The following is a 12,321-nucleotide window of genomic DNA, read 5'->3' on the forward strand; positions in this document are numbered from 1 at the left end:
CTTCCACTTCGCCCGCGGACTGGCCGCCCGCAAGTACTTCACCACCTCGGACCTCGCCGGTTTCGCCTGGCAACAGGTGAAGTTCAGGATCGGCGGCAAGGAGGACCACGGCAGCGTGCAGTCCAGCCGTGCGCAAGCGCTGTCCTTCGTGGCCGGTAAAACCGTAGAGGAGATGAACCGGGTCGGCGAGGAGATCTACGACGAGCTCATGGCCGACAAGATCTGGTCCGGCACGCGCGCACTGGCCCAGATGCACCTCGACGCCGGACAGCGGGTGTGGCTGGTCACCGCGACCCCCGTGGAACTCGCCGCGATCATCTCACGCCGGCTCGGGCTGACCGGCGCGCTCGGCACGGTCGCCGAACACGTCGACGGCGTCTACACCGGCCGGCTCGTCGGCGACCTGCTGCACGGCCGTGCCAAGGCGCACGCGGTGCGGGCACTGGCCTCGCGCGAAGGCCTGAACCTGCGCCGCTGCACGGCCTACTCCGACTCGTCCAACGACGTGCCGATGCTGTCCGTGGTGGGCACCGCGGTCGCGGTGAACCCCGACGCCACCCTCCGCGAGATCGCCCGCGCCCGCGGATGGGAGATCCGGGACTTCCGCACCGGCCGCAAGGCCGCGAAGATCGGCGTCCCGTCGGTGCTCGGCGCGGGCGCCCTCGCCGGGGCGGTCGCGGCAGGAATGGCCTACCGCCGCCGCTAGCCGGGCGAAGCCGGTTTCCGGCTCAGACGACCAGGACCCGGCGTCCGCGTGTGTGACCGGCCTGGCTGTCGCGGTGGGCCGCGGCGGCTTCGGCGAGCGTGTACGACTTCTCGACCGGGGTGTGGAGCTTTCCCCGCGAGATGAGGTCCACGGCTTCGACAAGCGCTTGCGGCACGCTCCCGGCCACGCCGGAGAATCGGACACCGAACTCCGGCGCTCCGAGATCGGCGATGGAGATCACCTTCTGCCGATCCCCGGTCAGCTCGACGAGCTCACGGATCACCCCCGAGCCGGCCAGATCGAGAGCCGCGTCGACCTGGCCGAGCTGCCGCACCCGCTCGACCCAGCCCTCGCCGTACGTCGTGGCGAGGGCACCCAGGCTGCGCAGATAGTCCTGGTTCGCGGCCCCGGCGGTGCCGATCACCGCGATGCCGCGGTCACGGGCGATCTGCAGCACCGCCGATCCGACTCCCCCGGCCGCACCACTGACCAGCAGTGTCTGCCCGGGCCGCACACCGACCTCCCGGATGATGCGCAGCGCGGTCTCCACCACGGAGGGGTAGCCGGCCGCCTCTTCGAACGTCAGGCCCTCGGGCATGCGGGCCCAGGCCGACAGCACGGCGAACTCGGCGTAGGTGCTCGCCCCTTCGCCGAACACGGGGTCGCCGACCTCGATGCCTTCGACGCCCTCGCCGACCTCGTCCACCACCCCGGAGGCGTCCTGCCCGACTCCGGCGGGCAACTCGATCGGATGGGCCCCCAGGATCTGGCCTTCACGGACCCTCCAGTCGACGGGATTCAAACCGGCCGCCCGCACGGCGATGCGGACCTGACCGGGGCCCGCGTGGGGCTCCTCCGCGTCCACGAGTTGCAGAACGTCCGGGCCGCCGAACTCGGCGAAGATCACTTTCTTCATGCGGCCGACGATAACACTAACCGTTAGCTTTTCAAAACAGATTCGGTCTTGTATCTGATAGCATCTGGAGATGACCGTGCCGCCCGGACGCCGCGAGCGCAAGAAGGCCGCGACCCGCCAGAAGATCGCCGACACCGCCTTGCAGCTCTTCCTGGAGCGCGGGTACGACGCGGTGGGCATCCGCGAGGTGGCCGCCGAGGCCGACGTGGCCGTCACCACGCTCTTCTCCCACTTCGCCTCGAAAGAGGCCCTGGTGTTCGAGCAGGACGAAAACTTCGAGCAACGCCTCACGCAGGCGGTCACCGGCCGAGCCCCGCACGAGCCGCTCATCCCCGCGCTGCGCCGCGAAACCCGGGCCCTGGTGCGGCATTGCAGCCGGGACGGCGCCGCCCCGATCTGGCGCATGATCGACGAATCGCCCGCCCTGCGGCAGTACGAGGAGTCGATGAAGCTGCGCCATGCACAGTCACTGGCAACGGCCATCGCCGCCGACCTCGGCCTGCCCCGGGCCACAACGGCCTGCCGGACGATCGCGAAGTTCGTGGTCGACGCCCATTCCCTGGCCCGCGAGGCGGCCGACCCGGAAGCCGCGGTGGACGAGATCTTCCTGATGATCGAGGCGGCCTGGGAGGCCGCCCGCCCTTCTCGAACTTCTACTCCAAAAAGGACAGAGGCCGGTCCGGTCGCCACCGCCACGTGAGCGGGCCGGAGGCGGGGGCGTGCCATCGAGGCGACCTTCAGGGCACCCGGCACCGGCCCGAACGTGGCACACATGAGGCAACCGGCTGTTATGGTCGAAGGGCAGAAGATCGTTCGAAGGAGACTCGACGTGGCAGGTGAAGACGACATCTCCGGGTGAGCCCCGGAGGTAACGGGCCCCCGGCAGATGTTCGCCGCGGTGGCCATGTCGTCCACCCATTCGCACGCGGGCCACCGGCCCGCGTCCCACACTTTCGAGGTCTCGCCTTCATGTCCGATTCCCGCATCGTCGTGTCCGGTCTGTCCTTCTCCTGGCCCGACGGCACCCCGGTCTTCGAACAACTGTCCGCCACCGTCCCCGACGGCCGTACCGGCCTCGTCGCCCCCAACGGCGCCGGCAAGACGACCCTGCTCAGGCTCATCGCGGGCGAACTGCGGCCCGTCACGGGCAGCGTGTCCGTCGACGGCCTGCTCGGCTACCTGCCCCAGGACCTGCCGCTGACCGGCGAACCGTCCGTGGCCGAGGTCCTCGGCATCGACCCGGTCCTGCGCGCGCTCGAAGCCGTCGAGTCCGGCGATGTCGACGAGGAGCACTTCACCACCATCGGCACCGACTGGGACATCGAGGAACGCACCCGCGCCCAGTTGGACCGGCTCGGTCTCGGCGACCTCGCGTTCGACCGCACGCTGAGCACCCTGTCCGGCGGCCAGATCGTCTCGCTCGGGCTGGCGGCCCGGCTACTCAAACGGCCGGACGTGCTGCTGCTCGACGAACCCACCAACAACCTCGACCTCGACGCTCGCCGCAAACTCCACGACGTGCTCGACGACTGGTCCGGCTGCCTCCTGGTGGTCAGCCACGACCGCGCCCTGCTGGACCGGATGGATCGCATCGCCGAACTCGACGCAGGCGAGGTCACCCATTTCGGCGGCAACTTCACCGAGTACGAGAAGGCCGTCCAGGCGGCACGCGAGGTGGCGGAGAAGAACATCCGCAACGCCGAGCAGGAGGTCAAGCGCGAGAAGCGCGAGATGCAGCAGGCCCGCGAGCGGGCCGCCAAACGGGCGAGCAACGCCCAGCGCACCATCGCCGACGCGGGACTGCCCAAGATCCTCGCCGGAGCCCGCAAACGCAACGCCCAGGAGTCCGCCGGCAAGGCCGACGGCACCCACGCGGCCCGGGTCGGCGCCGCCAAGGCCAAACTCGACGAGGCCGAACGGTCGCTGCGCGAAGACCAGAAGATCACCCTGGAACTGCCCCGGACCGCCATCCCCGCGGGCCGGACCCTGTTCCTCGGCGAAGGACTGCGCAAGCGCGACCTCTTCGCCGACGGCGTCGACCTGACGATCCGCGGGCCGGAACGCATCGCACTGAGCGGCGCCAACGGATCCGGCAAGTCCACGCTGCTGCGGATGATCAGCGGCGAGCTGGAACCGGACAGCGGCGAGAGGAAACGGGCCGACGGCCGGATCGCCTACCTGTCCCAGCGCCTGGACCTGCTCGACGACGGCCGCTCCGTCGCCGAAAACCTGGCCGCGTTCGCGCCAGCGATGCCCCCGGCGCAGCGGATGAACCTGCTGGCCCGTTTCCTGTTCCGCGGTGACCGGGCGCACCTGCCCGTCGCCGTCCTCTCCGGCGGGGAACGACTGCGCGCCACACTGGCCTGCATCCTGTTCGCCGAACCCGCGCCACAGTTGTTGTTGCTGGACGAACCGACGAACAACCTCGACCTGGTCAGCGCTGGACAGCTGGAAAGTGCTCTCAACGCCTACCAGGGCGCGTTCGTCATCGTCAGCCACGATGAACGCTTCCTCGCCGAAATCCGAATCGATCGCCGGCTGAGGCTCGGCGAAGGCCGCTTGCGGGAGACCTCCGCACCCGCGAGCCGCTGAACCGCGGAAACGGCGCTCTGGTCGCGCTAGGACCTGTATCGAAGTCGAGCGTTGGTCAACACAAGTCGAATTTCGCGTCTTGAAGCGGCGTCAGCCGCTTGCGCCACGCTGTCAACTGGCACCGCCGCGGGTTCTCAGGCGGTTCCTGGCGAGGACAGCTCCGACGTGGTGAATTGGCATTCATGAGGAGGAGATCCCACAGCCAGGGACCGCCTGAGGTTCCGCTACCCGCACTGCTACCCAAGCCACTTTGATACACGCCCTACCTAGCCGCCGAAGACACCCTTGCGGCGGGCGAGACGGCGATAGAGCGCCTGTTGGATGGACTCCCGCACCTGATCGGCCAGGTTGAACACGAGCATCGGGTCGTCGAGTTCCTCCTGGGTGAAGCCGTCGGTCGGGATGGGCTCACCGAACTCGATCGACCACTTGCTGGGCAACGGGATGGTGCCCAGCGCGCCCAGCAACGGGAAGAACGGTGTCACCGGGAAGTACGGCAGGCCGAGCAGCCGCGCCAGCGGCTTCAGGTCGCCGATCTTCGGATAGATCTCCTCGGCCCCGACGATCGAGCACGGGATGATCGGTACCCGCGTGCGCAGGGCGGCCGACACGAAACCGCCCCGTCCGAACCGCTGCAGCTTGTAACGAGCGGAAAACGGCTTGCCGAGGCCCTTGTAACCCTCCGGCCACACCCCGACCAGCTCACCGGAGGACAGCAGCCGCTCCGCGTCGGGGCTGCAGGCCAGCGTCTGGCCGGACTTCCTGGCCAGTGCGCCGAGTACCGGCGTGCGGAACACCAGATCCGCACCCAGCATGCGCAGGTGCCGGTGCGCGGGATGCTCGTCGTGCACCGCCACCGCGGTCATCACCGCGTCCAGCGGCAACGTGCCGGAGTGGTTGCACACCACCAGCGCCCCACCCGCCGTGGGCAGGTTCTCCACCCCGGAAACGGCGACCCGGAACCACTTTTCGTACAACAGGCGCAGCGGCGGCAGGATGACGGCGTCGGTCAACTCCGGGTCGAACCCGAACTCGTCGACCGGGTAGCGGCCGGTGAGCCGGTCGCGCAGGAAGGTCAGCGTCCTGGTGAGCGGATCGGGCTCGGGTGTCTCCGCCATCGGGGCGGCGGCCTTCGGCAGCTCACTCACCGGCCGCGGCCGTGCACGGTCCGGCGTGCCGGGCCGGACGGTCTTCGGCTTCCCCTGCGCGCGCCGGAGCGGAATGACCCGGGCGTCCACACCGGTGGTCACGGGAACGTCCTCGTCTCCTGTCGCTTCCGGCTTCATCGCGCCTGACCGGTCGCCGCCGCGGTCAACACCCTGCCCGCCAGCGTGGCGAGCGCGTCACCGTCGATGACCGGGCGCAGTCCCCGGCCCCGCACGTAGTCGTCGAAGGCGGCGGCGGTGGTCCACCGCGGGTAGTAGCCGAACACCTTCTTCAGCCTTGTGGTGTCCACCACCCGGCCGTAGTTCAGCAGGCGCACCTGGTCCTCCGAGAAGTCCACCAGGTGGGCGCCGCGCAGCATTTTGGCCACCGACGGCACGAGGGCACGCGGTACCGGCAGCTCGACGCGCCCGGCCCGCCGGATCGCCTGCGACAGGGTGAGGACCCCGTCGGAGCCGACGTTGAACACCCCCGGTTTGTCCTCCAGCGTGGCCGTCTCGAGCACGGCCAGCGCGTCGGAGGAGTGCAGGAGCTGGAGGCGGGCGTCGTAGCCGAGCACCGTGGGCACCACCGGCAGCGCGAAGTAGCGGGCCAGCACGGTGTCCACGTCCGGCCCGATCAGGTTGGTGAACCGCGCCGTGGTCACCGTGATGTCGGGCCTGCGGCGGGCCAGTCCCCGCACGTAGCCCTCCATCTCGACCGCGTCCTTGGCGTAGCCGTTGGACGAGGCGGGGATCAGCTCGGCGTCCTCACCGAACACCGCGGGCGAGCGGGCACCGGCGCCGTATACGGCGGCCGTCGACTTGACCACGAGCTTGCGCATCCAGGGGGAACGCTGGCAGGCGGCGAGCAGCCGCATGGTGCCGATGACGTTGACTTCCTTGAGCACGCCGCGCCGCGCGGGCCCCGCCGGATGGCAGGTGGTCGCGGCGTGCACGACGGTGTCCACCCTGGCGTCGTCGATGACCCGGGCGATCAGGGGGTTGCGGATGTCCGTGCGCACGAACTCCGCCTGTCCCAGGCGGCGCATCACCTGCTTGGGAGGCGGCGCGGTGTCGACGCCGATGACCCGCTCGAACTCCGGATTGTTGCCCAGGCGGGCCAGCAGCCTGCCCCCGAGGTCTCCCCCGACTCCGGTGACGAGCACGACTGTCGACGGCATGAAACCCCCTGACAAAGGGTTGGTTCTGGCGGCGTTCGAGATGTTACCCCCGCCCGGCGGGGCGGGGCAGCGCCGCTAACAGGCTATTAACGCAGCTCACCGGCACGGCGCCGAAGTCACCCGAACGGGTGCGACCCGCCCGGGTAGCCGGACGGGTCGCTGTAATAAGCCGTTAGCCTTCGCGTCACTTGCCCTGCTTGCGGCGCTGCATCCGAGTGCGGCGCAGCAGCTTACGGTGCTTCTTCTTGGACATGCGCTTGCGGCGCTTCTTGATCACCGAGCCCACTGGTGCTCCTTCACGGTTGGTCCTGTCCTCACGCTGCCCGGCGCAGCGTCCAACAGGATGGAGCGCATCAGGCGCGAGCGGCCTCTCAGGTTACCCGCCGTGCCCGTCGAGCCCGGCGCAGGGCCCCGTCTTCCACGACCGCACCGCAGTCGGGCACAGTTCAGCCCACGTCGAAGTAGGCGCCTTGGAGGTACTCGTGCACCGCCTTCTCCGGGACGCGGAACGATTTGCCGACCCGCACGGCCGGCAGCTCGCCCGAATGCACCAGGCGGTACACCGTCATCTTCGACACCCGCATGAGCGCGGCCACCTCGGCGACCGTGAGGAACTGAACCTGCCCGACTGCGGGCACGTCATTGTTGTTCGACGACATACGTCACCGTGCCCTTCGGCACGTGTCGCGCCGCTCGGCTTCCCCACCGGCGGTACCGACACGCACGTGCTTTGCTTCTGAGGGTAGCGGTGTCGCTGGGACCTATGCGACGGCCCGCGGAAAGATTGGTCCAACCGGGCGCGAGACCATACGAAAAAGTCGACTTCTCACCCCGAACTCGCGGGATGGCAAGGAAAACGGTGACGGTCGCGAGCGGGAGCCACTGTCGCACCGCTTGCCGGACTTTCGGTGACGGTCCCGGATTACCCTGCGCGGCACGGAAAATCACGTCCGAGGTCCAGAGAAGGACTTACCCGACATGCGATGCGGCGAGCAGCCTCCTCGGGTGTCATATGGGGAATCTTGCCGAGGGGTCGAGGAAAGCCGGGAAAGCTACTTGAACAGCGCGCACCACAAGCACTTTCGGCTTCGTAGTGCAGCACCCTCAATACTTTCCGTGACAGACCCGGTATAGGGAATCTTTCCGCCTTCCAGCACCTTGACCAGCGCTCTCCGCCGGTCAGGACGCGCTGTCGTGCGGTTTTCCGAGCTCGACCGAACGGTCCCGCGCCGCTTCGATCGCGGCGAGCAACGCCGCGCGCACACCGTGCTTTTCCAGCTCGCGGATGGCGTTGATGGTCGTGCCGGCCGGGGAAGTCACGGCCTCGCGCAGGATCACCGGATGCTCGGCGGTCTCCGCGAGCATCTTCGCCGCGCCCACCGCCGACTGGATGATCAGCTTCTCCGCGACGGCACGCGGCAGGCCGAGCAGGATCCCCGCGTCGATCATGGCTTCGACGAGGAAGAAGAAGTACGCCGGGCCCGAACCGGACAGCGCGGTCACCGCGTCCTGCTGGGACTCCGGGACCTCGATGACCTCGCCGACCGAGGACAGCATTTCCCGCACCAGCGCCAAATGCGCCGGGGTCGCGTGGCTGCCGGGGGAAATGGCGCTCATCGCTTCACCGACGACCATCGGCGTGTTCGGCATCACCCGCACGACCGGCACTCCTTCGGCCAGCCTCCGCTCGTACAGGGAAGTCGGCAGTCCCGCGCACAGCGACACGATCAGCGTCTCCGGGCCGACCACGGGAGCCAGTTCGGTCAGCACCGGCTCGATGTCCTGCGGCTTGACGGCGACGACGAGCACGTCCGCCCGCTTCGCGGCCTCGGCGGGCTCGACGCCCGCGATGCCGTAGCGCGCGGTCAGCTCCGCGGACCGATCCGGGTGCCGTTCGGTGAACAGCAGATCTCCTGCGCCCCGGCCGCTGTTCAGCAGCCCCGACAGCAGCGCCTCACCGATCTTCCCCGCACCCAGTACCGCGATCGTCGTCATGCCCCGAGCGTAGAGAGTGGCGGGAAGTGATTTGCGTCCGGCTCAGGGGGAAAGGGCGAGCTGGCGGGCCTGGCAGACCAGCCGCCCCGCGGAGTCGACCACCGTGGCATCGGAGTCGAACCACGACTCGTGGATCGACCGGCAGTCCACCAGCACCCGCAACCAGCCCGGCGCGGGCCGGGCCCGCAGGAGGGCGGTCAGCTGCACGGTCGGCGCCCACCCGGACCGGCCGAGGTTGAACACCACCGGCGGGTTCACGTCACCGGCGAGCAACGCGAAGTACGGGTCCGGCAAGCCGTGCCGCGGCCGGACCCACAGCCGCATCCGCGGCGGGTCGCCCACCCGGCCGGACAGGTACCCGGCGGTCGCCGGGTCGAGCCGGACATCGCACCCCTTGGCCAGGTTGAAGACGCCCTCCCCGGTTTCGCCGCCGAGCGGAATCGCCCGCGGCGGTGGTTCCACCGGCATCGACGGCAGATCCGCCCAGTCCGGGCGTCGCACCGGCAGCCGGCCCGTGGTCACGGTGGCCTCGACGCAGCTTCGGCCACGCTGTTCCAGCCGTACCGACACCACGGTGGCGCGGCGGCCGATCTTGCGAAGGTCGGTGCGCAGCAGCACCGGCCCGATGGCCGGTGGGCGCAGGAATTCCGCGCTGACCACAAGCGGTTCGGCCGAAGGGTCGCCGCGTTCGGCGAGGACGGCGACCGCGGCCTTGGCGATCAGGGCCATCAGGAACCCGCCGTGGGGGTGGTTTCCGATCGACCATTCCTGCCGGAGGTCGGCGGTGAGCGTCCCGTCTCCCAGTGATCTCACCGCGCACGCCGGCTCGAAGGCCGCGGGGTCGTGGGCTTCCGCGGTGCTCACGAACGGCTGGCCAGTGCGCGCAGGAAAAAGCCCAGGTTGGCCGGGCGTTCGGCGAGCCGGCGCATCAGATAGCCGAACCACTGCTCACCGAAGGGCACGTACACGCGCACCGTCTCCCCTTCCGAGGCCAGCCGCCGCTGCTCCGCCGGGCGCACCCCGTAGAGCATCTGGTACTCGTAGCTGCCCTGTTTGCGCCCGTACCACCGCACGCGTTCGCCGAGGATCCTGATCAGGCGCGGGTCGTGCGTGGCGAACATCGGATAGCCCTCCCCGGCCAGCAATCGGTTGGCACACCACAAATAGCTCAGATCCACGTCGTGGCCCCGGCGGTAGGCGACCGCGGCGGGTGCGGCGTAGGCCCCCTTGCACAGCCGGACGCGGGAGTCGGGGCCCGCCAGTGCCGCCACATCGTCCTCCGTGCGCCTCAGGTAGGACTGGAGTACCGCGCCCACCCATGGCCAGGTGTGCCGCAACTCCCCCAGTAGCCGCAGGGTCGCGTCCGTGGTCTCGTGCTCCTCCATGTCGAGCGTGACCGTGGTGCCGCACTGTCCGGCGGCGGCACAGATCCGAAATGCGTTGTCCAGAGCCAGTTTCTCGTCCAGCTTCAACCCGACCGCGGACAGCTTCACACTGACTTCCACGCGCGAGGACAGACCTTCCTCCTGCAACCGGTCCAGCAGACCGAGGTAGGTCCGCACCGCGTGCTCCGCCTGCGCCTCGTCGACGGTGTGCTCGCCGAGGTGGTCGAGCGTGGCGAAGAGCCCGTCATCGACGAGACGGCCGACGGCGGTCACCGCGTCGGCGACGGTTTCCCCGGCGACGAACCGGTCCACCACGGCGCGCGTTCCGGGTGCGGTGGCCACGAGACGGCGCACCGTGTCGTTGCCTGCGGCGGCGAGGATCATCGAGCGCAGCGGGTTCACGTCGGGAACTTTACGTGTTCACATATCGGAAGCCCATGCTCCCGGTACGAAGTTGATCTTTACGTCATCCGGCGCAGTGCCCCGATCGTCCGCGACGATCAGTGACCGAGGTGGAACCGCGCGAACAGGAGCGCTTCGGCGAGATCCTTCATCCGGTGCGCCGGACTCGGCGCGCGCCGCGTGTTGACCTCGAGCACGACCTGGCCGTCGAAACCGGTGGACAGCTTCTCCAGGATTTCCGCGCAGGGCTGGCTGCCCCGGCCCGGCACCAGGTGCTCGTCCTTCGGCACGCCCGTGCCGTCGGCCAGGTGCACGTGGGCCAGGCCCGGCCCCATCCGGTCGGCCAGTGCGAACGCGTCCATCCCCGCGGCCGCGACGTGGGACAGATCCAGCGTGTAGTGCCGGTAGCCCACCTCCGTCGGGTCGATGGAGGGCCGGAACGCCGATACCCGCGCGTCCCGCCGTCCGCCCGGCGGCCGCACCTTGAACATGTTCTCCACCGCGATCGCGATACCGCTGTCCTCCTCCAGTTCCGCGATCAGATCGGCGAAGGCGTCACCGTAGCGGCGTTGCCAGCGAAACGGCGGGTGCACCACGACCGTGCGGGCCTCGAGATCCATCGCCGCCTCCACGCTCTTGCGCAGCCGAACGACGGGATCGGGCGACCAGACCCGCTGGGTGATCAGCAGCGAGGGCGAATGCACCGACAGCACCGGCATCCCGGTGTGCCGCGACCAGCGGCGCAACTCGGGCACGTTCTGGCTGGCCGGGTCGACCCACACCATCACCTCGACACCGTCGTAGCCCAGGTCCGCGGCCAGCTCGAAGCCCGTCCCGGCGCGCAGCGGCCACACCGAAGCGGTGGACAGGCCGACCGGTGGCCGGTGCGGTGCTTCGTGCTGCGGTTCCCGCCGGGGCATGGGCTTCCTGGCGCCGCGCCCTTCGTGCGCGGCGCCGGTCCGGGCCGGATCCGTGGTGCTCAACGGGACAGCAGCAACAGTGCGGCGGGGGACACGGTGACCACCAGGCCGACCAGGATGGCCAGCACCATGGTCTGGATGTCGTCCGCGCGGCGGATCTTCCGCACGATCCACACCAGCCCGACGATCACCACGAGCGCGGCGACCAGCGCCGCGGCGGGCAGCTTGCCCCACAACCAGTTGAAGCCCAGCCACACGCCGGCACCACCGGCCACGCCCAGCGCGAGTTGCACGGCCATGCCGAGCCACTGCTTCGCGGGAGAAGCTTCGGAGGCGCGATCCTGCGCTTCGTCCTCGTCGGCGTACTCGTCACGCCCGGCGGGCGCGGCTTCCGGCTCGTAGTCGTAGCCGTCCAGCCGCTCCGGCTCCGCCTCGCCGAAGTCGCCGAACTCGTCGACCTCCTCGTCGTCCTCGGCGAAGGGATCGTGGAAACCGGTGGCCTCCATCGCGGCTTCGTCGAACTGCGGGGCAGGCGCGAAACCCGACGGATGCGGCTCGGGAGTCCCACCCGGCTCCTGCCGCAGCGGCGGCATCACGCCGACCTCGGTGTCCTCGGAACTCACGCTCTGACGCTGGCGCCGCCAGCGGGAAAGCCCGGCAGGCGGGGCGTCCGGCGGCACCGGCACCTCGGCAGGCGGTGGCGGGCCGGCAGGCGGGCCACCCGGCGCCGCGGCCGGGTTCAGCGGCTGGAACTGCTCGGTGTACGGGCCGGGTTCGGGCTCCTGCCGAGCGGGTGCGCGGCGGGACCGCCGCGGCGGCGCTCCCGCCCCAGGGGCCGGCGGTGCCGGGAAGGTGCCGCTGGCCATAGGCCCCGGCCCGGGGGCCTCCTCGGGGGCGTCAAGGCCGTCGAGGCGTGCGGCGAGTGTCCCGGGCGGGGTGCGCCGCAGGGGCGCCACCTGCCGGGTCTCCTCCTGGCCACGGGCGGGCGGCCGCGGTGGCTCGTCGGCGGGCCCGGGTTCGGGCAGCGGAAGCGCGCCCGACTCCTGGACGGGACGGCGCAGAACCGGGGGCTCCTGGGC

Annotated in this window: 12 protein-coding genes and 1 pseudogene; 3 read left to right on the plus strand and 10 right to left on the minus strand. The window is 70.0% G+C overall.

Going from position 1 to position 12,321, the window contains the following annotated elements; genetic code table 11:
* A partial coding sequence (locus tag FNH05_RS19735) for an HAD family hydrolase (protein ID WP_144590180.1) occupies window positions 1-706 on the plus strand: 706 nt, incomplete at its 5' end.
* A 22-nt stretch (window positions 707-728) separates the two neighbouring features.
* Here the strand turns inward: FNH05_RS19735 and FNH05_RS19740 are convergent.
* Entirely contained in the window at window positions 729-1,622 is an 894-nt protein-coding gene (locus FNH05_RS19740) for an NADP-dependent oxidoreductase (protein ID WP_144590181.1), read from the minus strand.
* Between the two features lie 70 nt (window positions 1,623-1,692).
* On the opposite strand from FNH05_RS19740, the gene FNH05_RS19745 reads away from it, so the two are divergent.
* Window positions 1,693-2,322: a TetR/AcrR family transcriptional regulator gene (locus tag FNH05_RS19745; RefSeq protein WP_144590182.1), complete on the plus strand. Its 630-nt coding sequence runs from the start codon at window positions 1,693-1,695 to the stop codon at window positions 2,320-2,322.
* Window positions 2,323-2,591: 269 nt separating this feature from the next.
* Window positions 2,592-4,214: an ABC-F family ATP-binding cassette domain-containing protein gene (locus FNH05_RS19750; RefSeq protein ID WP_144590183.1), complete on the plus strand. Its 1,623-nt coding sequence runs from the start codon at window positions 2,592-2,594 to the stop codon at window positions 4,212-4,214.
* Between the two features lie 266 nt (window positions 4,215-4,480).
* Here FNH05_RS19750 and FNH05_RS19755 read toward each other — a convergent pair whose 3' ends face one another.
* The 9 genes and pseudogenes from FNH05_RS19755 to FNH05_RS19795 all read right to left on the minus strand — a co-directional run.
* Complete coding sequence (locus FNH05_RS19755) at window positions 4,481-5,464, minus strand: lysophospholipid acyltransferase family protein (RefSeq protein ID WP_246127841.1); 984 nt, start codon at window positions 5,462-5,464, stop codon at window positions 4,481-4,483.
* Between the two features lie 32 nt (window positions 5,465-5,496).
* A complete protein-coding gene (locus FNH05_RS19760; protein ID WP_144590185.1) occupies window positions 5,497-6,540 on the minus strand; it encodes an NAD-dependent epimerase/dehydratase family protein in 1,044 nt (347 codons plus the stop codon).
* A 184-nt stretch (window positions 6,541-6,724) separates the two neighbouring features.
* The gene (locus tag FNH05_RS19765) at window positions 6,725-6,826 is read right to left on the minus strand and encodes a 30S ribosomal protein bS22 (RefSeq protein WP_017986394.1); all 102 of its coding nucleotides are present in this window, start codon (window positions 6,824-6,826) and stop codon (window positions 6,725-6,727) included.
* A gap of 160 nt (window positions 6,827-6,986) precedes the next feature.
* A complete protein-coding gene (locus FNH05_RS19770; RefSeq protein ID WP_144590186.1) occupies window positions 6,987-7,199 on the minus strand; it encodes a helix-turn-helix domain-containing protein in 213 nt (70 codons plus the stop codon).
* 520 nt (window positions 7,200-7,719) lie between these two features.
* Complete coding sequence (proC, locus tag FNH05_RS19775; protein WP_144590187.1) at window positions 7,720-8,535, minus strand: pyrroline-5-carboxylate reductase; 816 nt, start codon at window positions 8,533-8,535, stop codon at window positions 7,720-7,722.
* A 42-nt stretch (window positions 8,536-8,577) separates the two neighbouring features.
* Window positions 8,578-9,399 carry a thioesterase family protein gene (locus FNH05_RS19780; protein ID WP_144590188.1) on the minus strand — a complete coding sequence of 274 codons (822 nt, stop codon included), beginning with the start codon at window positions 9,397-9,399 and terminating at the stop codon, window positions 8,578-8,580.
* Complete coding sequence (locus tag FNH05_RS19785; RefSeq protein ID WP_144590189.1) at window positions 9,396-10,322, minus strand: proline dehydrogenase family protein; 927 nt, start codon at window positions 10,320-10,322, stop codon at window positions 9,396-9,398. Before FNH05_RS19785 ends, FNH05_RS19780 begins: the two co-directional genes overlap by 4 nt.
* Window positions 10,323-10,420: 98 nt before the next feature.
* Window positions 10,421-11,242, minus strand: coding sequence for a sugar phosphate isomerase/epimerase family protein (locus FNH05_RS19790; RefSeq protein WP_144590190.1), 822 nt, complete (start codon window positions 11,240-11,242; stop codon window positions 10,421-10,423).
* A 59-nt stretch (window positions 11,243-11,301) separates the two neighbouring features.
* Window positions 11,302-12,321: pseudogene (locus FNH05_RS19795) on the minus strand (hypothetical protein); the annotation flags it as partial.

It is taken from the genome of Amycolatopsis rhizosphaerae (assembly GCF_007713715.1).
Lineage (GTDB): Bacteria > Actinomycetota > Actinomycetes > Mycobacteriales > Pseudonocardiaceae > Amycolatopsis_E > Amycolatopsis_E rhizosphaerae.

Bases quoted from the DNA above. Each gene is read 5' to 3' on its own strand.
- FNH05_RS19790 (WP_144590190.1), bottom strand. From the start codon at position 11,242: ATGCCCCGGCGGGAACCGCAGCACGAAGCACCGCACCGGCCACCGGTC.
- FNH05_RS19760 (WP_144590185.1), bottom strand. From the start codon at position 6,540: ATGCCGTCGACAGTCGTGCTCGTCACCGGAGTCGGGGGAGACCTCGGG.
- FNH05_RS19740 (WP_144590181.1), bottom strand. From the start codon at position 1,622: ATGAAGAAAGTGATCTTCGCCGAGTTCGGCGGCCCGGACGTTCTGCAA.
- FNH05_RS19750 (WP_144590183.1), top strand. From the start codon at position 2,592: ATGTCCGATTCCCGCATCGTCGTGTCCGGTCTGTCCTTCTCCTGGCCC.
- proC (WP_144590187.1), bottom strand. From the start codon at position 8,535: ATGACGACGATCGCGGTACTGGGTGCGGGGAAGATCGGTGAGGCGCTG.
- FNH05_RS19745 (WP_144590182.1), top strand. From the start codon at position 1,693: ATGACCGTGCCGCCCGGACGCCGCGAGCGCAAGAAGGCCGCGACCCGC.
- FNH05_RS19770 (WP_144590186.1), bottom strand. From the start codon at position 7,199: ATGTCGTCGAACAACAATGACGTGCCCGCAGTCGGGCAGGTTCAGTTC.